Here is a 24,220-nt window from a genome sequence, read left to right as displayed (position 1 = left end):
TGCTTAATATACCATTTCAATCTATAGAAATAGATTGCTTTGTAAAATTGGAATAACTATGAATGAAAACATTATCAATTCCAATTGACAATGGATAACTTTGGGTGGTATAGTCGGAAATGTGGGCGAGAGCTTCACTTCATTTGATGACGAAGGGAATGTTAGTGCATGCAAGGTAAAGTAAAATGGTTTAACGCAGAAAAAGGTTATGGTTTCATTGAAACGTCTGACGGCGGCGACGTATTTGTACATTTTTCCGCAATTCAAACAGAAGGCTTCAAAACACTTGAAGAAGGACAAGACGTGGAGTTCGACATTGTCGAAGGCGCACGTGGACCACAAGCCGCTAACGTAACCAAATTATAATCATCCCCGGCATAGCCGACCTACATAATTGGTAAGATGGTTAGCAATGGATAACGCGCTAGCAACTGCCCTGGAATATATTCCAGGGCTTTTTTATGTTTTCTAATTACATAAAAAAGCCCCTTACCCGGTGGTAAGGAGCTCAACACAATAGAAGGTTTACTCTAGAGAACCATCAAAGTCAGCCATCTCCACAAAAATGGTATTGGAGGAGGCAGATTGTTTCTCTACGCTTCCGTCTGGATAGCGGAATTGATAGCGCAGGATGACCTGGGCGATCAGATACGCGCGGAGCGCAGATTCGATGTCGAAAGAAAAGACGATGACGGCTTTGTGGTCTGGGTCAAGCCGACCTAACGGAATACCTTGGAGCAGGTTAGGATGCGGAAGCGGCACAGAATTCACGGTGACCGTTCGTAGCAAAATGAAATCTTCGGCTGCAAATGGTGCAGTGAGCAAGAGCTCTTCCAGTGGGGTATTTCCGATGTTTTCCACATGGACGGTAAAGGACAGGGTATCTTCTTGGCCGACACGCAAAGCGCTGGAGCTAAGCGTAAGTTTAGGGATGGCTGCAATAACGGTCACGCCGACGGTGTTGGTTTGGGTTGTTTCCTGGATGGTCTCTCCTCCACTACGACGTGAGGTATATTCGATGGTGGCTTGGTTGCTGAATGTTCCATCTGCTGGTGCTTCACGAATTTGCGCCTGGAGCGTAAGGGTGAGCGTCTCCCCTGGTGCAATATCCGGGAGCGTGATACCTACAGCGGGATTAGCGCCTGGCTGTGCTTCTTCTTGGATAGTAAGGCTGTTGGGTACATAAATGAGTCCATGCGGCAACGGGTCTGTGAACAGCGGATACTGCGCTGGGATTCCTCCTTTGTTTGTAATCTGTATGGTGAAGGTGAGTGTGTCGCCTACAGAGGCATCCGTGGTACTCACCTTTTTAACTAATTCGAGCAGCGGGAATACCACTGGGATGGTAACGGTATTCGTAGTCAATGTTCCCAACACGGTTCTTCCTCCAGGTAACGTAAACGAGTAGGCAAGGGCAGCTTGATTTACGATGTAACCGGATGGAGGCGTCTCCGATACGGTCACTTGATAAGTCAGTGTCAATGACTGCCCAGGTTCCACAGACCCAAGGCTAACACCGACAGTAGGATCGGTTCCTGACAGTGATTGACCGTTCAACTGTATGCTGTCAGGAATCAATAGAGTCCCGGCAGGAATGAAATTTTGCAGTGTAACTTCGGATGTTACGTTGCCAAAGTTGTTGAGCAGTACCGTATAAGTAAGGCTTTCTCCTGCGATGGCCTCCGTATTTTCCGTAGAGATACTTGCGGCAAGCTGTGGATCAAAAACAGTTATAGTCACGGTGTTGCTGGTAACCTCGCTCGCACCGTCACTGCCAGCATATTGAAGCCGTACGCTATTGTTTAGACGTCCTCCGAGAGGCAGAGACTGAACGTTCACGCTGTAGGATATATCCATTGTCTGTCCCGCCTGTAAGCTGCCGATAAATAATGGTTCACCCGGCTTGCTTGAAGCAGGTGGAGAACCGTTAATTCTCAAGCTATCCGGGTTTATGATGGTTCCATTCGGTACGTAATCGGCTAATACTACATGGGTAATGACCGAGCCTCCATCGTTAACAAGAGTCAGCTGATAAGGTACAGCATCCCCTAATGCGACAGTAGACACTGTTGTGCGTAGCACGGCTGACAAGGCTCCTCTAGCAGTAGGGGCTACTTTAACCGAGACAGAAGGTGAAGCAGTTACCAGATTCGTGCTTCGTCCGTCCGGCAGCTGGTAGGAGTAAGCCAGCGAAGCTTGATTCACCAGTGTGCCAGACTCGGAGGCACGAACGACAAGCGCGGAGAAGACGGTAGTCGTTTTTTCTCCTGGTGCGATGGTGCCTAGGGCAATGCCTTGCCCTGGACTGACTCCATATTGAGGGGTTCCATTAACCGAAACAGAGCCAGCAACAAAAGAAAGCTCCGATGGCAATGAGTCCGTTAACAAGCCAAACGCACCGATATTTCCCGTATTTTCTGCGACGATGGAATAGGTGATGCTTTGACCTGGCTGTACGCTCTCCGTGCTGGCTATTTTCATCAGTTTCACCACAGGCTGAAGTAAGGCAATGGTGACAGCATTGGACAAAACAGCACTCGCTTCTTCACCATTTGAGAGTAACAAGCGCGCCTGATTCGTACGTGGCCCTGGCTGTTCTGTCGCTGTGATACGGACATCAAAGGATATGACAGTCTTGGTATTCGCTTCTAACGGTGGCAAAGGTATGCCGGTTCCGGGATCGCTTTCTGCCACCGTAGATCCATTAATCTGAACTGAACCTGTAATAAACTCGATGTCCTCTGGCAAAGTATCCAGCAAACGGGCATCTTGCACGGTATTCGTATCCTCGTTGAGGATCACGAGTTCATACGTCAAGGTATCGCCAGTAGTGGCGAAAGGTGAGCTTACGCTTTTGCTTAATGTGATGTCTAGGGATGAAACGGCAACCTCAACGATGTTGGATAAATGGAAACCGCCTGCCTCTCGTCCATCTGGTGCATTAAAGCGATAGTCTACCTCAGCCTGATCTACCAGCAGTACGGTTGCAGGGATGGAAGATACCAGCACTTGGAAAGTGACGGTTGCCGATTGTCCTGGTGGTATGACTGGAGTCGGGATGCCGGAAACCGGGCTTGCACCGGGAGCTGCAATGCCGTTAATCGAGACTGTGTTCGGAAGGAATACAGAGCCGTCCGGAATATTGTCACTTACAGTAGTTGAGGCTGCAATGTTACCCGTGTTGGATACGACAATCGTGTAAGTGATGATGTCTCCGACGGTGGCATTATTGGTATTGCTTGTTTTGACTGCTGTCAGGATCGGCTGGAAGACCGGAATGGTTATTACATTAGATGTTGAGCTACCTGTAAATACTCCGCTGGTAAAGCTAACGGATGCCTGATTAGTTAATTGTGCCGGTGTTGGCAAGAAGTCGACTCGAACCTGGAACGTAACGGTAGTAACAGCTCCTGGAGCGAGCGTACCGATGGCAATACCAAATCCAGGGTTTCCATCAGGGAAGGAAGTGCCGTTTATGGTAACACTGCCATTTACAAAGGAGCTTCCCGCCGCAATTATATCTGAAACCACTATATTATTGGCTGTACTGATCCCATTGTTGGAGACAGCCAGTGTGTAGGTGATGATATCGCCAATAATGGCGTCGGTAGCCGCCGTTCCTTTGACAATGCTAACGTCTGGTGAGGATACAGAGATACTAACTGAATTGGATACAGCTGATCCGGATACAGTTCTGCCATCTGGTGGTTGGAAAGTGAATGAGCCTGATGCCTGATCGACCAGTACCTGTGGATTAGGCAGAGTATTGATAACGGTTTGGAACGTTACGGATACCGTTCCGCCTGGCAGCACGGATCCAACTGGAACGCCAGTTTCGATGGACAACCCAGGTTGCGGACTGCCAGCAATGCTGACACTGTTGGCAAGGAAAGTCGATCCGGCCGGGATGTTATCGCTGATGGTAAGCGCTGCTGCAATATTGCCGCTATTCATGGCTGTAATCGTGTAGGTCAGTGTATCGCCGACGGAGGCGTTAAGAGTGCTGGATGCTTTAGTAATTGCAATTAACGGTTGGAACACAGGTACGATGAGTGGATCGGAAAAGGCAGTGCCAGTGAACGTTCCGCTAGTAAACGTGACGGCTGCAATATCTGTGAGCAGTGGTGGCTGCGGCAAAGACTGGACAGTTGTCTGGAAACTGACGACGAATGTATTTCCAGGTGCGACGTTTCCGATGGCAATTCCAGCAACCGGAGAGGCATTAGGGAAGGCTACTCCGTCGATTAGGACACTGCCCGGAACGAAGGAGGTACCTGCAGGAATTGTATCGGTTACAACAGTATCTGTGACTGAATCCACGCCACTATTCGTGATGCTCAGTGTATATCTGATCGTATCTCCGACTACAGCGGCTGCCAGGCTGGATGTTTTAATCACCTGAATATTAGGTGCAGACACAGCAACATTGACTGTATTCGATGTGACAGAACCGCTCAGTACTCTACCGTCAGGTGGTGAGTAGGTAAAGTCCGCTTGCCCTTGGTCGGTCAATATAGGCGGAGTTGGCAGAGACGAGACGATGGTTTGGAAACTCACTGTAATACTGCCTGAAGGGGCCAGTGATCCGAGCGTTATGCCTGTAACTGGTGAAGCTCCCGGGACAAGGATGCCGTTAACGACTACGCTGTTAGGCAGTAGTTCAGAACCTGCGGGGATGTTATCTGACAGCACAGGTATAACGGCAATATTTCCGGTATTAGTTAGCGTCAGGGTATAGACCAATGTTGATCCGATCTGTGTGTTGACGGTATTGACGGTTTTGGTCAGGCCGATGATCGGCTGATAAACGGGTAAGGTAACCGGATCGGATTGCGAAGACGAAGTCAACACGCCTGAAGTAAAGCTGACGGTCGCTTGATTGGTTATTTGCGGCGGTTGCGGCAGACTAACGACGGAGACCTGGAATGTAACTGCTGCCGAACCACCTACAGCAATGGTGCCTACAGGGATACCGGAGCTTGGCGACGCAGCAGGCACCGAAGTTCCATTCACGGTTACGCTACCCGGAACAAAGCTGGTACCGGGTGGCAGTTGATCAGATACAACGGCATTAACGACTTGACTGATTCCGTTATTCGTAGCAATCACAGTATACGTAATGGTATCTCCGACTACGGCATCTGTAGCGGAGGCTGTTTTGATAACGTCCACATCTGGTGAAGAGACCGAGACGGTCACGGACGGAGATACTGCACTTCCAGTCAGGACACGACCATCTGGAGGTTGATAGCTGTAAGCTGCAGTCGCCTGATTGACCAATGTACCTGATGCGGGCAGTGAGGTAATGACTGCCTGAAAGGTCAGAGTGATGGTCGTAGCTGCACCTATGATACCTAATGGAATCCCAACACTTGGATCTGAGCCAGGTGCGGCGGTGCCATTGATCACTACACTATTAGGGATAAAGGCAGCCCCTGCCGGGATGGGATCACTAAGGACGGTATCTGCGCCGATGTTTCCAGAGTTCGTAACGGAGAATGTATAGGTTACCGTATCTCCAACCGTAGCTCTTCCCGTTCCCGCGCTTTTAGTTACAGTGACGATCGGTTGATACACAGGGATGGTAACGGGATTGGATACCGAAAATCCGTTAAATGCACCTGAAGTAAAGCTGACGGTCGCTTCATTGGTAATGGACGCTGGCGAAGGCAGTGATTGTACGTTAAGCAAAAAGCGAATGGTGGCTCCGCCCCCAGTTCCAAGCGTTCCGACAGGAATGCCGTTTTGCGGGTTGGCTGTAACAACAGGAGTACCATTGATTGTAACGCTGCCCGGGACAAAGGCAGTTCCAAAAGGAATAGTATCCGTGACGATTACGTTAGTAACCGGATCGAGTCCGTTATTAAACGCAGTTATGACATAGGGGACAGAATCACCCACGACAGCGACAGCCACATCAGCTGCCTTCGTGACTGTTACATTCGGTGACGAGATTGGAATGGATACAGGCAGGGCCGCTCCGCTTCCGCTCAGCGTTCGTCCATCGGGCAATTGGAACGTGTAGCTCACAGTTGCCTGGTTGGTCAGTATGGACCCAGGTGGTACCGATATGACCACGGCGCTGAACGAGACGGTTACCGTCGCGCCTGGGGCAACTGAACCGATATTAATGCCTGTAATCGGGTCTGCTCCGGGAATGGGCGAACCGTTGACCAGTACGCTATTTTGATTCAGACTAAGCGAGCTGGACAACAGATCAAGCACGACCGTTTCTGCGGGCGCGTTGCCGGTATTGGTTACAGTGATGAAAAAGCCAAGTGTATTCCCTACGGTTGCACGATCTGCACTGAGGGTATTGGTCACATTCAAAATTGGCTGAAATACAGGCAGGCTGACCTGATTCGAGGAGGATTGACCTGCGAAAGCCCCGGAATTAAAGGAGACCGTTGCCTGATCCGTTGACAAACCTGACGCTGGCAAGGATGTTACCGTTGCCTGGAAGGTGACCGTTACTGAGCTGGCAGCAGGGATAGTGCCTACGGATACGCCTGTGGCGATGTTGGCTCCCGGTATAGTGACACCATTGACTTGTACGGAGTTAGGTATAAAAGTAGTGCCATCAGCAATCGGGTCGATAAAGACAGTTCCCGTTACGGGTGTAATGCCGCTATTTACTGCGTTAATGGTATACGTAATGGTATCGCCGAAGGCTACAGAGGTCTGATTGACCGTTTTGGTCACGGTGACATTCGGATTGGATACGGGAATGAACACCGGATTCGATTGTGCGCTTCCATTTAATGTGCGGCCGTCAGGTGGCTGGAAGGTGAATGTGGCCGAACCTTGATTTAATAGACCCAGACCAGCAGGGACAGCGTTAATGACCACTTGAAAGGTAAGGGCGACAGAAGCCCCTGCTGCAATGTTTCCGACCACTATCCCTGATTGAGGATTGGCTCCAGCAACAGGCAGACCGTTCACGGTGACGCTATTCGGTATAAAGGAGGAGCCTGATGGAATGGCATCGGTGAAGGTGGCAGTCGCTGCTAGATTACCTGTATTTTGGGCGGTGAGTGTATAGACTACGGTGTCGCCTACCGTTGCTTGACTCGTATTTGCGGTTTTAACAAGACTGATAATAGGCTGGTAAACAGGGACGACCACTGTGTTGGAGAGTGATGTAAAGTTCAGTGTACCGCTGGTAAAAGAAACTGTAGCCTGATCACTCAGCTGAGGTGGGTCAGGCAGGCTGTTGACAGACACGGAAAAGGTGACGGTTGTTGACGCTCCAGCAGCGATGGAACCGATTGGTATCCCCGTTAAGGGGCTGGCTGACGGCAATGTCGTTCCATTTACAATAACCGAGCCAGGAACAAAAGTGGAGCCCGACGAGATCGTATCGTTTACCCGAACATCCGTCACGGTTTGGACTCCGCTATTGGTAGCTGTAATGGTATAAGTTATTGTATCACCGGGAACTGCGTCAGCTACCGAAGCACTTTTGCTTACCTGCACATTGGGTGATGATACAGGAATTGTGACAATATTGGACGAAACATTGCCGTTAACAATCCGGCCATCCGGCGGTTGAAAGGAAAAGCTGATATTCGCCTGGTCGGTGAGTTGGGGAGGTAAAGGCACGGAAGTAATCACCACCTGAAAAGTTGTTTGAGTCACGGCTCCAGGTGCAATGGAGCCAATAGACAGACCTGTTTCGGGACTGGCACCGGGAATAGGAACACCGTTGACAACCACACTGTTCGGTACCAGTGCTGAGCCTGCGGGGATATTGTCTATCAATGTGGCAGCAGCTGCAATATTACCGCTGTTGGTTACTGCCACAGAGTACGTTACGATGTTTCCGACTGTGGCTGATATAGGCTCAGCGGTTTTGCTTACGCTTAACACCGGAGCGTTCAAAGCCACTGTCACCGGGTTAGATACGGATACGCCTGAAAAAACACCGCTGGTGTAGCTGACACGCGATTGATTGGTGAGCTGCGGCGGACTTGGCAATGGAGAGGATACCGTTGCCCTGAAAGTGATCGTAGCTCCCCCTCCAGCGGCAATGCTCCCAATTACGATACCTAAAGACGGATCTCCACTGGTTATTGTGGAGACATTCAGCGTTACGCTACCCGCAGTGAATTGAGAGCCGGCCGGGATAGGATCGGAAACGACCACATTGCTCACGGTCTGGATTCCGTTGTTGAGTACGGTCAGGGTGTATAACACCGAATCACCCGGAATGGCGGTGGAACGGTCTGCAGTCTTCGAAATGGACACATTCGGCGCTGACACAGGAATGGATAACACGTTGGACGATGTGCTATCTGTTCGCACTCGCCCATCGGGCAAGGTAAAGGAAATGGCGGCGGTGGCCTGGTCTGTCAGTTGGGATGGTGTTGGAAGAGAAGCCACTACAGTTTGGAATGTCAATGTGATAGGGCTTTGCGGCGACACGGTTCCGATGAAAATACCTGCTGCTGGACTGGCTCCGGGCTGACTAACACCATTGATTACCACGCTGTTCTCCATAAATGTGGACCCGGCAGGAATAGCATCTGTCAGCGTTACAGAAGCGTTATAGTTGCCGCTGTTCGTGACCAACAATGTGTACAGAATCGTGTCGCCTATCGTAGCTGCTGTTGTATTTGCAGATTTGGCCACACTGATGCGAGGCTGATAAACCGGCACAGAGACGGTATTTGTCTGGGATGTTCCGGTAAAAGCACCGCTGGTGAAGCTGACACTGGCTGTGTTTTGCAGCGGCTGTACGGACGGAACGGCATTGACCAGCACAGCATAGGACACCTGTACGGATGCGCCTGCGCCAATGGTGCCGACTGGAATGCCACTTCTTGGGTCGGCTGTGCTCACAGGTGAACCACCGACGGTTACGCTTCCGGGCACAAATGACACGCTGCCGGGGAGTGGATCGGTAATCACGGTGTTTGTGATGGGGTCAATTCCGTTATTTACGGCGTTCACGCTGTAGGTTAGCGTTTCGCCAACACTAACGGATGTGAACCCCGCAGACTTGGTTACTGCTACGTTGGGAAGCGAAATCGATACGGAAACAATATTGGAGAGAAGCGAGCCCGACAGGGTTCTTCCGTCTTGCAACTGATATGAATATTGGAGCAGGCCCTGATCGTTTAATCCACCCCCAGGTGGTAGCGAATCCACTGTCGTCCGGAATGAGACTGTAATTTGTGCACCAGGGCTTACGGTGCCCACTGAAATTCCCGTATTAGGATTGGCACCTGGCACTGAGGACCCGCCGACAATGACGCTTCCGGGAATAAAGGTGGAGCCTGTCGGTACAGTTTCCGTCAAGGTCGTGTTTAATACGACAGTTCCGGTATTAGCGATGAGAAATGAATAAGTAATCGTCCCGCCAACGCTGGCACGGTTGGAGCTGGCGCTTTTGGTAATCGTCGGCGCTGCAATAACGACAGGTATGGTTACAAGATTGGACAAAGATGATCCGGTAAAGGCCCCGGAAGTGAAGCTGACAGTTGCACGATTGTTGATCTGTGCAGGAGAAGGCAGAGAATTAATGGCTGCCCGAAATACAACCGTAACCGATGCGCCTGGAGCTAAAGTGCCGATCGGAATACCGTTCCCAGGTGTAGCAGTCGCAGAAGCAGTTCCGTTCACGGTGACGCTGCCAGGTACAAAGGCAACTCCGCTTGGCAGCGGATCGGTAACGACTACATTGGTCACATTGGCGATTCCGTTGTTTGTGGCGGTTATAGTAAATTGAACAGTCTCTCCGACTGCGGCTGCCGCCAGGGAAGAGGCTTTTGTCACGGTCACATTTGGTGAGGATATGGGAATGGTGAGCGTATTGGACGTCCCGCTTCCGTTCAATACACGTCCGTCAGGCGGTGTAAAGGTATACGTGTAAGCTGCCTGATCGGTCAAAAACCCAGAGGCGGGAACCGCGTTGACGAGGGTTTGGAAGGTCACGGGTATAGTAGCACCTGTATTAATCGTTCCTACTGAAAAACCAGTAGCGGGATTGGCAGCAGGCACGGAAGAACCACCAATGGTCACACTGCCCGGTATGAAGGATGATCCGGTGGGAATGCTCTCCGAAAAGCTGAGATTTGCAGCAATGCTGCCCGTGTTGGATATCTGGAATGTGTACGTAATCGTATCTCCAACTGTAGCAGCCGTTGTATTGGCACTTTTAACAATCCCAATAACAGGTTGGTAGATTGGTGTACTGGCAGTGTTGGACGGAACGTTGCCAGAAATGACAGGCCCTCCCGGCACGGTTTGGAAGGAAAAGGATGCCGATGCTTGATTGCCCAGCTGGGTGTTTGCTGGCAATGAAGTGACGGTTGCACGGAATGTAATGGTCGCCGTGGAAGCAGGAGCTACACTGCCCACTGTGATACCTGTAGCGGGATTGGCCGTTGGCTGGGCTGTGCCCGCGACAACAACACTGCCGGGTACGAAGGTAGCCCCGGCTGGTATGGTATCGGTAAGCACTGTGTTGGAAGCACTGACGAGCCCCGTATTCGAAATGTTAATCGTATAGGTCACTGTATCGCCGATAACCAAGCCTGTAGAGCTGGCTGTTTTGGTCAGGGTCACCAGCGGAGCATTGATATCAATTTGAATGGCATTGGCATTTACAGTGTAAATGTCGCCATTTGTTGTCAGCTGGAGGACACCTGTGGTTTGGCTGTTGAGCAGCGTGGAGGATATATCGACATTGGTAATGTCCCAACCTTGCCTTCCGCCCGTCACCTGCGTTCCAGGTGCCCCATTTACGGCATTAGTTGTACCGAAGGTCCCGGTCGTGACCAATGTACCGTCGTCTCCGTTAATTTGGGAAGCAAAAAAATTAGTTGAAAAATTATTAGGCCCAGACAGCGCAGTCAAACTGGATGTGGTAGGTCCAAACAACGCACGGTCACCAGTGATGTCCACGTCACCCTCTTGGGCGCTAATCAGCGCCCTACCACGCAAAGTCCCCTGTACGGGCGTGGCAAAGCCACTCACCACCACATTGACCGAGCCTGTAGCAGTACTGACCCCTTCACCACCAACACGTAGCGACAGGTTACGGAAGGGCAGAGATGGGTTATTGTACACCACAGCCAGCGTCCAGCCGGCATGGTTGGTGTTGGTGGAATCGGGAACCGTGATGGTGCCCGTCACATTTCCGACTGTGTATGCCCCTGCACCGCCTTGACTGACCAGATTTGTGACATTCGCTGTTCTCACATAGGTACTGAGACTAGTGACGTTGACTGATGTTGCAGATTCAGGGCTGACCGTAGTAGATAAAGCAGGTGTCTGAAATGTGACCGGGTTGCTGGCGCTAGACAATACATTAGTACTGCCGTTGGCATAACTTCCTCCCCAAATAAGCTCAGCATACAGCACCGTACTGCCCGTAGGGAGCACAAGGAATGCTGTCGATGAGTTACTGGTAAAGGCAGAAGTCGTGCCAAATGGATACGTGCCGAAGCGAGAGGCTGTATTGGTTGTGATGAACGCGCCAATGCTGGTCGTTGTTCCCGGCACTCCTACCGAATTAGAGCGTGCCAGCCCAAGTGTATTCCCTATAAAGGTGACAGCCCCCGTCTGGTTCGTTACGTAACGCTGAATAAAAGCCATGGATTAGCTTCCTACTTTCCATCTCTTCCAAATCCGTTATCTTGGGATCTCCGTATAGGGAAGAGCCAGCTAGGCTGGGTGTAATAATCCTTTCGTATAAATTGTCTGGGTTGTAACCAGGCCTTGCATACCGCACAAGTCCATGTACCTGTCCAGCGGGAAAGGGACACCCCCTTTTTCGATAAAAATCGCTTAGCATGAAGCCAAAAATAGTTGTTTGTCATGACGTCAGCGGGGAATATTTATATATGCACTCATTATTCACATATGTATGCAAATCAATTTTAAACATACCTGTTTTCAAAGAATGACGTTATCGGAAGCGTTTTAGCGAAAAAAGAAGAATTTTGTAAAATAGCTTCGAAATGTTGGTCTCTTTTTTTACTTGGCGTTAACATATGTGCTATACTGAAGGAGCAAAGGAGGCGTGCCCTATGAACTTAACAGTACGAGGTCAACAGATCGAGGTTACCGACGCTTTGAAGGACTACGTTGATAAGAAATTCAGCAGACTTGAAAAGTATTTCGATGCACCCCCGACGTCTGATGGAAGTGTAACGTTAAGCACAACCAGAGATTTGCACACTGTAGAAGTAACCATTCCTTTGCCGGGGCTTGTACTCCGTGCCGAAGACGAGAGCGATGACATGTATTCATCCATTGATGCCGTGGTAGACAAGCTTGAACGGCAAATTCGCAAGCACAAAACCAAGCTAAACCGAAAATTCCGTCAGGAAGGCAGTTTAAAAACCCTTTTTGTGGAAGATCCGGCAGGTGGCGTGGCTGTTGCTGAAGATGAGGATGTAGAACTGGATGAGCTGGAAGTTGTCCGCACCAAGCGTTTCTTATTGAAACCTATGGATGTGGAAGAAGCTATTCTTCAAATGAACATGGTTGGACATAATTTCTTTGTGTTTTCCAATATAGACAACGAAGAAGTTAACGTAGTTTACAAGCGCAATGATGGTAAATACGGTCTGATCGAACGGGAATAGCCTGTAAGTAGGAACTTTTTACATTTTAAAATGAATAGAACGATTTCGATTGAAGCATGCTTCATGGATATTAGGAAAATGAAAACAACACGAGCCTTATCCTTGCGAACCTGGCGGGATAGGGCTCTTTTATATGTTTTTTTGTAAATGTAAGGAAATTTAAACTTGGATAAGTGTAACCAAGTTGTGTATTTCGTGCGTCAATTGTTTTGGTATCTTTAACCGGATGCAAATCTGGAGGCTGCTTGTGTTGCGGCATGTCCTACAAACTGTTACAATTTATGCAAAGAACATCGCACGATGGGCTGGTACAGCCGGGCCTGTCAAACATATCGGGAATCAATTTCATCATGGACCCTTTCTAATTGTGAAATTGATTCTATTAATTGTTTTGCGCGAAAGGGGTAAACCATGCTAGGAATTGTTAAGAAAATCTTCGGAGATACCAATGAACGTGACGTCAAGCGTTTAATGAAGACGGTTGAACTGATCAATAAGATAGAGCCGGATTTTGAAAAGCTCTCGGATGAGGAGTTGCAAGCGAAGACGGCGGAATTTAAAGCTCGGGTCGAACAAGGGACTACGGCTGAAGAAATCTTGCCGGAAGCTTTTGCAACTGTTCGTGAAGCGTCCAAGCGGGTGCTGGGCAAACGTCATTATGACGTACAGATGCTCGGCGGTATTGCGCTGCATGAAGGTAAAATTGCCGAGATGAAAACCGGTGAAGGTAAAACACTGGTAGGAACACTGCCGGTTTATTTGAATGCTCTGTTGGGTAAAGGCGTGCACGTGGTTACGGTCAATGACTATTTGGCGCAACGTGACAGCGGAGAAATGGGACAGATTTATAACTTCCTGGGAATGTCCGTAGGGCTGAATTTGGCCAACATGGATCATGCCGCCAAGCAGGAAGCGTATGCTTGTGACATCACGTACGGTACAAACAATGAGTTTGGGTTCGATTATCTGCGCGATAATATGGTGCTTTATAAAGAGCAGATGGTACAACGTCCGTTGTACTTCTGTATCATTGATGAAGTGGATTCCATTCTCGTAGATGAAGCTCGTACACCATTGATCATTTCAGGACAAGCTCAGAAATCGACCGAGCTGTATTTTGCGGCTGACCGTTTTGTGAAGAGCCTGAATGTTGAAGAAGATTACACGCTGGATATTAAGGTGAAGTCAGTTGCATTGACTGAAAATGGCGTATCTAAGGCTGAGAATTTCTTTGGTCTTGAAAACTTGTACGATCAGGAAAGTGTTACAATCAATCACCACATCGTACAAGCCTTGAAAGCTAACGCTATTATGCGTTTGGATGTGGACTATGTCGTAGCTGATGGTGAAGTCCTGATTGTCGATGAGTTTACAGGCCGTTTGATGGCTGGACGTCGTTACAGTGATGGTTTGCACCAAGCTATTGAAGCGAAGGAAAACATCATTGTACAAAATGAAAGCATGACACTGGCGACAATTACATTCCAAAACTATTTCCGTATGTACCGCAAATTGGCGGGTATGACGGGTACAGCTAAAACAGAAGAAGAAGAATTCAAAAAAATATATGGTCTGGAAGTGCTCCAAATTCCGACGAATCGCCCCAACCAGCGTGTGGATATGCCTGACGTAGTGTACAAGAGCGTGAAAGGTAAATTCCATGCAGTGGTAGATGAAATCCTGGAGCGTAACAAAAAGAACCAGCCGATATTAGTAGGTACGGTTTCTATTGAAAACTCGGAGCTTCTTTCTGAAATGCTGAAACGCAAAGGCGTTCGTCATAAAGTGCTTAACGCTAAGTATCATGCTGAGGAAGCTGAGATTATTTCCCGTGCAGGTGAAGCTGGCGCAGTAACCATCGCTACCAACATGGCTGGACGCGGTACTGACATCGTATTGGGCGAAGGCGTATCAGAACTTGGTGGTTTGCACATTATCGGTACAGAACGTCATGAATCCCGTCGTATTGATAATCAGCTTCGCGGACGTGCAGGACGTCAGGGTGATCCAGGCTCCACGCAGTTTTACTTATCGCTGGGCGATGAGTTAATGAAGCGTTTTGGTGCGGACAACGTACTGAATATGATGGAGCGCTTGGGCTTCGAGGAAGACCAACCCATCGAAAGTCGCATGATTACACGTGCTATCGAATCAGCTCAAAAACGCGTCGAAGGCAACAACTTTGATCAGCGTAAAGTTGTTCTCCAGTATGATGATGTAATGAACCAGCAGCGTGCTATTATTTACAAGCAACGCCGTGAGGTGCTGGAATCAGAGAACATCAAGGAAATTGTGTTTGACATGATCAAGCCTGTCATTGAGCGTGTGGTGGAAGCTCATTGCGGTGATGACATTCCTGAAAACTGGGAGCTTGAAGAAGTAGCAGAGTATGTGAATAACAACCTGCTTGAGGAAAATACACTTACGCGTGACGACCTGTGGGGCAAGGAAAAAGAGGAGATCGTGGATATGATCTTCGAAAAAGTTACCAACAGATACCACAGCCGTGAAGAAATGATTGGCGAAGATATGGTACGCGAGTTCGAGAAAGTTATCGTACTGCGTGCAGTCGATAGCAAATGGATGGACCATATTGATGCTATGGATCAATTGCGTCAAGGTATTCACTTGCGTGCTTACGGCGGTACTGATCCGCTGCGCGAATATCAATTTGAAGGCTTCGAAATGTTCCATGCTATGATTGCTAGCATCCAAGAGGAAGTAGCGACATACATCATGAAAGCACAAATTGAATCCAATCAAGAGCGTCAAGCTGTCATCGACGAAGACAAAATCTCGACAAGTGGTGAACCCGCGGCTCCTAAAAAGAAATCCGCTCCTTCGCGTCCGCGTAGAAAATAACGGATTGAAATTAAGGGAGAAATCTTGAGATACACTATTCCCTGCAGTGCATATAATGGCAGGCGGCAGTTCAACCACTGACCGTCGGCCATTTTGTGCCATACAGGGGTGAGACTGATGTGTTCAATTTATAGTTCTTCTGTTTGAGGGTCAGTTTGAATATTGATGAATGGCTAGATTGCTCTCAATTCTTTTAAAACAATTATGACAAGCAAGCAGGTATCTGCTTGTTTGTCAGTTAACTCAGCAGTTAATCTGGCTCACATAACCAGAGCCAGTTATTTAAAAAGCAGTTTGACTTTACGGCGTTTACGGCGGTCGGTAGCGAAGCGGAGGGTTTGAATCTGGAGAAGCGTCAGCGTTCGCCTTTGCAGTGAGATGCCCACCTTTGAATGTGTTAATCCAATCAAGGGCATCTCGCTGCAACAGCGATCGTAAGATCAAATCATTCGCGCAGCGTCTCCTCACCCAGCCGTAACTCACAACGCTCCACTCCCCCTAACCATATATTAAAAGGAGAATGACATCATGATTGATCCAAGTGTAAAGCATGATTTGCGAGAAATAGGCAAGAAACTAACAAACCTTAGGGGGTCTCTTTGACTTAGATCTCAAACAGGAAATGATCGCAAACTTTGAAGTAAAGATGGCTGCACCTGACTTTTGGGATGATAATGATAAGGCTCAAGGTGTAATTGCAGAAATGAACGCTGTTAAGTCATCAGTAGACAGCTATGAACAGCTTCGTCAGGAATATGAAGACGCTGGTATGATGGCTGAGCTGGCTGATGAGGAGGGCGATGAAACACTGGCTGGAGAGATCGAGAACAGTGTCACTTCTCTGCTGAGTAAGCTTCAGGAGTTTGAATTGCAATTGCTTTTGAATCAGCCGTATGACAAACTTAATGCCATTCTGGAGTTGCATCCGGGAGCAGGTGGAACTGAGTCCCAAGACTGGGGACAAATGTTGCTACGGATGTATACACGCTGGGCAGAAAAACGGGGCTTTAAGGTAGAAACCCTGGATTATCTAGCGGGTGATGAAGCAGGGATTAAGAGCGTAACCCTTTTGATCAAAGGTTACAATGCCTACGGCTATTTGAAAGCAGAGAAAGGCGTGCATCGGCTTGTTCGTATCTCTCCATTTGATTCCTCCGGCCGTCGACATACATCGTTCGTATCCTGTGATGTGGTGCCTGAAATTGCGGATGATGTGGACGTTGAAATCCGCACGGAAGATCTTAAAATTGATACGTACCGGGCCAGTGGTGCGGGCGGTCAGCATATTAATACGACTGATTCAGCCGTTCGGATTACGCATTTACCTTCCGGTATTGTCGTGACCTGTCAGAATGAACGTTCCCAGATCAAGAACCGAGAGCGTGCCATGACGATGCTCCGTTCCAAGCTCTACGAGCGTAAGATCGAAGAGCAGCGTCAGCATTTGGACGAAATCCGCGGAGAACAGTCCGATATTGCATGGGGCAGCCAAATTCGCTCCTACGTGTTCCATCCATACAGCATGGTTAAGGATCACCGTACTAGCGTGGAGACTGGTAACGTAGGAGCTGTCATGGATGGCGATCTCGATCCGTTCATCGATGGTTACCTGCGCAGCCAAATTAAGCTGGACGCAGAATAATAGCCTGTACGTTTTCCTACAGTCCGCAGACCATGTGCCTGCAGACTGTAGGAATTTTTGTGTAACGGTATTTTTTAACTAAAGGAGAACACGAATGATGTCTCAATTAAATCCTCCCGCTGCTCGCCGAAGACGACGCAAGCCTCTGATTGCCGCCAGCGGACCCGCACGCAACGTGACCGATATTTTACTGATTATACTCGGATCTTTCATTACAGCGCTGACCTTTAACATGTTCTTGCTCCCGAACCGGATTGCATCCGGGGGGGTATCGGGCTTGTCTATCTTGGGCGAGGAGCTGTTTGGCCTGGAACCCGCCTATACGCAGTGGGGAATGAATATTCCGTTATTTATAGCAGGGGTCCTGCTGTTAGGGAAAAAATACGGTTTGCGTTCTCTGCTGGGAAGTATTATGCTGCCACTATTCGTTTATGTGACGAAGGACTGGGCAGTTCCGACAACAAATCCGTTGCTGGCTTCGCTATATGGTGGAATCGGAGTAGGGTTGGGTTTGGGTACCGTGTTTCGGGGCAGGGGCTCGACGGGTGGACTGGCTATTTTGGCGCAGATTATTCAAAAGTATACGGGGTTTAGTCTTTCTCTCTGTGTCATGTTGATGGATGGCACAGTGATTACACTGGCTGGTTTCGCCCTCTCGCCGGAACGGGCGCTGTATGCGTTGATCGGCTTGTTTGTAACGGGCAAGGTCATTGATGCCGTGGAAATGGGACTGAGCTACTCCAAAGTGGCTTACATCATATCGAATCAGAAAGAAACGATCACGCAGGCTATTTTGCAGGATTTGGACCGGGGATTGACAGAACTGGCGGGACGGGGCGGTTACACGAACGAAGAACGTCCTGTGCTTATGGTTGTAGTCGGACAAAACGAGGTAACTCGCCTTAAAACGCTCGTCCGTTTGGTAGACCCGGAGGCTTTTGTGATTATTAGTAATACTCGTGAGGTATTGGGTGAAGGGTTTAAGAAGGAAAGCTGAAACAAAGGGGCCTGTCTGAGGCATGCTCTTAACTGAATCAATGCAGGAGAGCCCACTAATATAGTAGGCTCTTCTCTCTTCAGTATGGCTTTACTAGATTCATTTTACTAATCGTTCAAGCCAATTTGCAGGTTGTCCTTGATTAAAATACGAGGTTGGCGTTCCTTTCACCCCTGTTTTGACCATGAATAGACCGCCTGCTAAGGGTTGATCGGCACTATCATCATCTTGAGCAGTCGTAATATATAACTCATCCAGATGTTCACCGCCAAAAGCACACGAAGTCACACAATTGACGGGGAGCGACACCTCAGCAATCACTTCTCCATGAGCAGGATGGATACGGGAGACACGTTTACCGCCCCATCGCGCGACCCACAACATGCCCTCTGCATCGATTGTCATGCCATCTGGATACCCTTCACTTTCATCCAATCTAGCCACCAGTTGCTTATTCCTAATAGTGCCTTGTGCCACATCGTAATCGAAGGAGACGACTTCCAATGTTGGAGTATCAATGTAATACATTGTACGATGATCTGCGCTCCAGGCTAATCCATTAGATATGGAGGCTTTATCAACCAGTAAGGAGACGTGGCCTTTAGTGCTCAGACTATACAATGCTCCTTGCGCGTGTTCGTCATTTAAGCTCATTGTTCCTGCTAGAAAACGTCCTGCAGGATCGCATTTTCCATCATTAAAACGATTACCTAGTCTACCTTCCTCAGGATCATGAATTAATACTTTGGCCCCTGTCTCAATATCCAAACAATATAGACCGCTAATCAGCGCTACGATCACTTTATTTTTGAGATAAGGTACAACTGCACCAATATGTTCACCAACCTCTATTGTACGATCTGTGCACGTAGAAGGATCGTAGATATGCAGTTGAAAACCTTCAATATCGACCCAAAATAACCGTTGAAACCGCTGATCCCAGCTGGGACCCTCGCCTAACTTTGCCTTTGCATCTATAACGATATTCGCTGTATATGTTTCGATGTGTAGCACTCCTAACGTTTTGGTTTATTTTCGACCCCAATTATCCGCTTTAGCGGCTCCTCTGCGCAGATTCACTAGATGCAGCCCATGTGATTTGCTTGTGTGTAGTGCTACGTGTACTTCCCTTCATGTTCAACAAGTTCATAAAGTGCAGCAAATGACCAATCGAGATGAATACCAATATGTGAAATAATTTAAAGGGAATATCCCCCTTTTCTTTATGCAAAACGGCAGACTGTATTCAAGAGGCTCTCTGTCTATTTTTTATTTCCTTTATTATAGCCCGTACAGCCTGCCCGTCAAAAGAATAGGTAAGAGCGCATATTTTAAATTTAGAGGAATAACATGACATGAGGTGTTGTATTTATATGAATAGAGTCGTATAATAATACATATTTCATAGGAACGGAATGGAGGAAGGTCTGTGAGCAGCAAGTTAAAAGTGGCAATTGTCGGTTCCACCGGGTATGGCGGGGTGGAGCTGATTCGTTTTTTGGTTCATCATCCGCAAGTAGAGATTGTATCTGTTATTTCTTCATCCAGCGCGGGTGTCCCAATCAGTGACGGGTTTCCACATCTGACGGACATTGTGGTGCAGGATTTGGACGGTGTCGAAGTCCACGAAATTGCTGCCAAGGCCGATCTGGTTTTCACTGCTACGCCATCGGGCGTTAGTACTAAGTTAGTGCCGCAGCTTCTTAATGCCGGACTGAAGGTCATTGACCTTTCCGGGGACTTTAGGCTTCGAAGCGGAGAAACGTATGAAGCATGGTATAAAAAGCCTGCGGCTTCACCCGAGTATCTCAAGCAAGCAGTATACGGACTCAGTGAGGTGTATGCAGAAAAGCTGGCGGGCGTTTCTTTTATTTCTAATCCAGGCTGTTATCCGACCGCAACATTGCTGGGCATTATTCCTGCACTGAAAGCGGATTGGATTGACCATCGCTCGCTGATTGTAGATGCCAAATCCGGGGTATCCGGCTCAGGTAGGGGAACAAGCCTCGTTTCGCATTATGCGGAAATGAACGAGAATTTTAAAGCTTATAAGGTGAATAAGCACCAGCACATCCCTGAGATCGAACAGGTACTGGGTGATATTGCGGGCGAGGACGTTACGATTACGTTTACAACACAACTTGTTCCCATGACCCGAGGAATTATGAGTACAATTTATGTCACGCTGAAGGGTGACCATACAGATCAGGATCTTATCGGGTTATACCGGGATTATTATAAAGGGCATCCTTTTGTCCGCGTACGTGGCGAAGGTATATGGCCAGCAACGAAGGAAGTATTGGGTTCGAATTACTGCGACATCGGTTTTGCAGCAGATGCTCGAACCGGGCGCCTTACGATTATTTCCGTCATTGATAATGTTGTGAAGGGTGCCGCTGGACAGGCGATTCAGAATTTAAATTTGATGATGGGATGGGAGGAGAACCTCGGGCTGGGCTTCATACCGGTATATCCGTAAGTAGCAAGTAACCGCAACATGGATACGGAAACGTCAGCGAGCGGAATTTCGAATACAGGCAGCTGTCATTCATCGAATATGTTGCGAACGAGGGCACATAATTATGGGCAAATTAGAGTTTACAGTAGTAAACGGAGGCAACATCGTAACTCCGCGTGGCTTTACAGCCGGGGGATTACACTGCGGACTGAAAAATTCGAACCGCAACGATATGGGCGCGATTCGTTGCGAGGTAGAAGCGACAGCTGCTGCGGTGTACACCACCAATGTGTTTCAGGCTGCACCGCTGAAGGTGACGCGCGAGAGCTTGGCAGATGGTCGATTGCAGGCAGTAGTGGTGAACAGCGGGAACGCCAATGCCTGCACGGGACAACAAGGAGAGCAGGATGCCTACGCTATGCGTTCGGCTGCGGCTCATGAACTGGGTGTTGCTGAGAGCAATGTAGCCGTCGCCTCGACGGGCGTGATCGGCGAGCATTTGAAAATGGATTGTGTGCTTGACGGTATATCCTCCTTACCTGACCGTATGAACGGGGCAAACGATGGAGCAGAGCAATTTACGCAAGCCATTCTGACAACGGATTTAGTTAAAAAGGAAGCGTGTGTGGCGGTTGAAGTGGACGGTGTGACCGTACACATCGCCGGGGCGGCCAAGGGATCTGGCATGATACATCCGAATATGGCAACAATGCTCGCTTTTATGACCTGTGATGCAGCGATCGGACAGACGGCGCTTCATCAACTATTAAAGCAGGCAACGGATACCAGCTTTAATATGATTACGGTGGATGGGGATACGAGCACGAACGATATGCTAATCGCCATGGCGAGCGGACTGGCTGGCAACCGTGAACTGCACGTAGGGCATCCCGATTGGGACGCTTTTGCCGAGGCGTTCACCTATATCTGCCGAGAGCTGGCGAAGGCAATTGCTCGCGATGGAGAGGGTGCTACGAAGCTAGTAGAGGTGTCTGTAAGCGGAGCGGTAAGCGATGCGTCCGCTCAAGCGATAGCTAAGACGGTGGTTGGGTCCAGTCTGGTCAAGTCAGCCGTCTTCGGAGCAGATGCGAATTGGGGACGGATTATTGCGGCCGTAGGGCGTGCTGGAGAGCCCGTTAATCCAGATACGGTAGATATTCGCTTGGGTGATATTGTTGTGCTAAGCCAATCGAGTCCGGTCGCTTTTGACGAAGAAGAGGCGCTAGCCTATTTGAGGGGAGATACGGTGCAAATTATTGTTGATTTGCATCACGGGAACGGAACCGCTACAGCATGGGGCTGTGACCTAACCTATGATTATGTGCGGATTAACGCTGCTTATCGGACATAGAGACCAGAATAAAATACGGATTGAATAAGGATAGTAGATAATAGAAGCAACGAGCGGATGGAAGTCCAGTATCATTTGGAAATTGCACGGATATGCAGAGAAGAAAAGGAGAGATGATATGCAATCGGCAGTGGAACACGCGGATCAAGCGAATCATGCGGGAGTGGCACGTCGTAATTTTGTGATGAAATGCGGAGGAAGTACGCTGGCTGCGTTACCTGATTCCTTTTTTGAAGATTTGGCGCGTTTGCAGTCGGAAGGTCTTCAACCTGTCATTGTACATGGCGGTGGCCCTGCGATTTCCGACAACTTGGCGAAGCTGGGGATCGAAACAGAGTTTATTCATGGATTACGCAAAACGACCGAACCCGTGCTGGATGTCGTGGAAATGGTACTGGCAGGCAGCATTAACAAGCAGATTGTACGTAGAATAGGGATGCATGGGGGCCGAGCGTTGGGGTTGTCAGGCAGTGATGGCTATTTAATCGAAGCCAAGCCTGTGTCGAACGCCGCTGAGGTCGGTTGGGTCGGAGAGGTAACGTCCGTTCAAGCCTCGATTATTACAGGTGTACTGGATATGGACTATATGCCTGTTATTGCACCCATCGGGATTGATCGATCTGGTCAGCGTTACAACATTAATGCGGATACAGCGGCGGGTGCGGTAGCCTCTCATCTGGGGGTCAGTCGGATGATCGTCGTTACAGATGTACCAGGCATATTGAAGAAGTATGGCGGAGAAAAGAAAGTGCTGGATTCTATCACCGTACAGGAGATTGAGGATATGATCAGCACAGGTGAAATATATGGTGGTATGATCCCGAAAGTGAGAGCGGCTATTGCCTGTATCCATGGCAAAGTGAAGGAAGTCGTCATTGTGAACGGTAGCGAACCGCAGGTACTAAGCCGTGTGCTGGGCGGAGAATCGATTGGAACACGCATCGTGCGTATGCAGTAATTGCAACATATAGCTCGACCTATATAACCAAACGATAAAGGAGCGTGAACATAATGAGTAAGGAACCGAATACGCTGGTGAGCGAGGAAATGCCAAGTACGGATGGAAGCGGAGTGCAAACGGAAAAGGTGTCGGCAAAAGCGCAGACAGAAAGCTCCCTTTTTCCAACCTACGCAAGATACCCGCTTACACTCGTGAAAGGACAAGGAAGCTGGCTGTGGGACGATCAGGGCAAGCGTTATCTGGATTTCATGTCAGGCATTGCCGTTACCAATCTCGGCCATGCGCCTCAAGCAGTAGCTGAACGATTGAAAAAACAGATCGATGAATTGTGGCATGTATCCAATCTGTTTCATATTCCGGGGCAAGAACGGGCTGCTGCGTTGCTGACAGCAAATAGCAGTGCAGATGCCGTGTTTTTCTGCAACAGCGGGGCCGAAGCGAACGAAGCTGCAATTAAGCTGGCGCGTCGTTACCACCAGAAGGTAAAGCAGACCGGTCGCTACGAAATCATTACGTTCACGCAATCCTTTCACGGACGGACGCTGGCAACCTTGACCGCTACGGGTCAGGACAAAGTTAAAGAGGGTTTTTTACCGCTTCCTGCCGGGTTCAAAAGTGTTCCGCTTCATGATCAGACGGCGCTTGAAGCAGCCATTAGTGAGCACACGGCGGCAATTATGCTGGAAATGGTGCAGGCCGAAGGTGGCATGTATCCGGTAGACCCTGCTTTCGTAGATGTGATTACAAAGCTGTGCCGCGAGCATGGTTTGCTGCTGATCATTGACGAGGTACAAACAGGTATGGGACGGACGGGCAAACTGTTTTCCTTTGAGCATTATGGTATAGAGCCGGATATCTTTACATTGGCGAAAGGACTGGGCAGTGGTTTCTCTGTGGGTGCGATGCTAGGCAAAGGATATTTGCGTGAAGCGTTCACAGCGGGCAGTCATGGTTCTACCTTTGGAGGTACGCCACTTGCTATGGCAGCGGTTCAAGCTACTATTGAAACGATTATTGATGACAAGCTACCAGAACGTGCAGCTGAGATGGGAGATTACCTTTTCCATAGTCTGCAAAAGCAGCTTGGAGATAGCCCTTTTGTAAAGGATATCCGTGGAAAAGGTCTGATGGTTGGTATTGAGTGTGCGGAACCGGTAGCGGAGCTTGTTTTGGCAGGACAGAAGAAGGGCATTCTGTTCATTACAGCAGGACCAAACGTGATTCGTCTGTTGCCTAACTTGTATGTAACGAAAGACGAAATAGATCAGGCTGTAACCTTGATTGCTGAATTGTTTCGGGAGCATTTGGCTTAGTGTAAAGGCCAAATTATCATAGACTAGAGTGTAAAAGGAG

11 protein-coding genes are annotated in these 24,220 nt (G+C 48.8%); 9 read left to right on the top strand and 2 right to left on the bottom strand.

Annotated features, from left to right (window positions below):
* Window positions 1-168 precede the first annotated feature (168 nt).
* Window positions 169-366: a cold shock domain-containing protein gene (locus MHI21_RS23025; protein ID WP_013312263.1), complete on the top strand. Its 198-nt coding sequence runs from the start codon at window positions 169-171 to the stop codon at window positions 364-366.
* A gap of 159 nt (window positions 367-525) precedes the next feature.
* Here the strand turns inward: MHI21_RS23025 and MHI21_RS23020 are convergent, their stop codons facing one another.
* Complete coding sequence (locus tag MHI21_RS23020) at window positions 526-11,601, bottom strand: isopeptide-forming domain-containing fimbrial protein (RefSeq protein WP_342418964.1); 11,076 nt, start codon at window positions 11,599-11,601, stop codon at window positions 526-528.
* A gap of 434 nt (window positions 11,602-12,035) precedes the next feature.
* Here MHI21_RS23020 and raiA point away from each other — a divergent pair, with 434 nt between their 5' ends.
* The 4 genes from raiA (at window position 12,036) to MHI21_RS23000 (ending at window position 18,097) form a co-directional block, all read left to right on the top strand.
* Window positions 12,036-12,596: a ribosome-associated translation inhibitor RaiA gene (gene raiA, locus MHI21_RS23015; RefSeq protein ID WP_023990642.1), complete on the top strand. Its 561-nt coding sequence runs from the start codon at window positions 12,036-12,038 to the stop codon at window positions 12,594-12,596.
* A 411-nt stretch (window positions 12,597-13,007) separates the two neighbouring features.
* A complete protein-coding gene (gene secA, locus MHI21_RS23010) occupies window positions 13,008-15,458 on the top strand; it encodes a preprotein translocase subunit SecA (RefSeq protein ID WP_134903256.1) in 2,451 nt (816 codons plus the stop codon).
* Between the two features lie 528 nt (window positions 15,459-15,986).
* Window positions 15,987-17,100, top strand: a protein-coding gene (prfB, locus tag MHI21_RS23005; RefSeq protein ID WP_103047450.1) for a peptide chain release factor 2 whose coding sequence is annotated in 2 segments (ribosomal slippage) — window positions 15,987-16,058 and window positions 16,060-17,100 — 1,113 coding nt in all. Because the reading frame shifts where the segments join, the coding sequence is not laid out codon by codon here.
* A gap of 97 nt (window positions 17,101-17,197) precedes the next feature.
* On the top strand, window positions 17,198-18,097 hold the full coding sequence (locus MHI21_RS23000) for a YitT family protein (protein ID WP_134903261.1): 900 nt from the start codon (window positions 17,198-17,200) through the stop codon (window positions 18,095-18,097).
* A gap of 99 nt (window positions 18,098-18,196) precedes the next feature.
* On the opposite strand, the gene MHI21_RS22995 is transcribed toward MHI21_RS23000, so the two are convergent.
* Window positions 18,197-19,111 carry an SMP-30/gluconolactonase/LRE family protein gene (locus tag MHI21_RS22995; protein WP_342418963.1) on the bottom strand — a complete coding sequence of 305 codons (915 nt, stop codon included), beginning with the start codon at window positions 19,109-19,111 and terminating at the stop codon, window positions 18,197-18,199.
* A gap of 415 nt (window positions 19,112-19,526) precedes the next feature.
* Here MHI21_RS22995 and argC point away from each other — a divergent pair, with 415 nt between their 5' ends.
* From argC to MHI21_RS22975, 4 genes are all read left to right on the top strand, one after another.
* A complete protein-coding gene (argC, locus tag MHI21_RS22990; RefSeq protein ID WP_250260287.1) occupies window positions 19,527-20,576 on the top strand; it encodes an N-acetyl-gamma-glutamyl-phosphate reductase in 1,050 nt (349 codons plus the stop codon).
* Window positions 20,577-20,679: 103 nt separating this feature from the next.
* Window positions 20,680-21,906, top strand: coding sequence for a bifunctional glutamate N-acetyltransferase/amino-acid acetyltransferase ArgJ (gene argJ / locus MHI21_RS22985; RefSeq protein WP_342418962.1), 1,227 nt, complete (start codon window positions 20,680-20,682; stop codon window positions 21,904-21,906).
* Window positions 21,907-22,024: 118 nt separating this feature from the next.
* A complete protein-coding gene (argB, locus tag MHI21_RS22980; protein ID WP_061829941.1) occupies window positions 22,025-22,864 on the top strand; it encodes an acetylglutamate kinase in 840 nt (279 codons plus the stop codon).
* A 53-nt stretch (window positions 22,865-22,917) separates the two neighbouring features.
* Window positions 22,918-24,180: an acetylornithine transaminase gene (locus MHI21_RS22975; protein WP_069290522.1), complete on the top strand. Its 1,263-nt coding sequence runs from the start codon at window positions 22,918-22,920 to the stop codon at window positions 24,178-24,180.
* The last annotated feature ends 40 nt before the right edge of the window (window positions 24,181-24,220 follow it).

It is taken from the genome of Paenibacillus sp. FSL H8-0168, from assembly GCF_038592955.1.
Taxonomy (GTDB): Bacteria; Bacillota; Bacilli; order Paenibacillales; family Paenibacillaceae; genus Paenibacillus; species Paenibacillus polymyxa_B.
The sequence above is the reverse complement of the archived record's forward strand: the minus strand, read 5'-3'. Positions and strand labels throughout refer to the sequence as shown.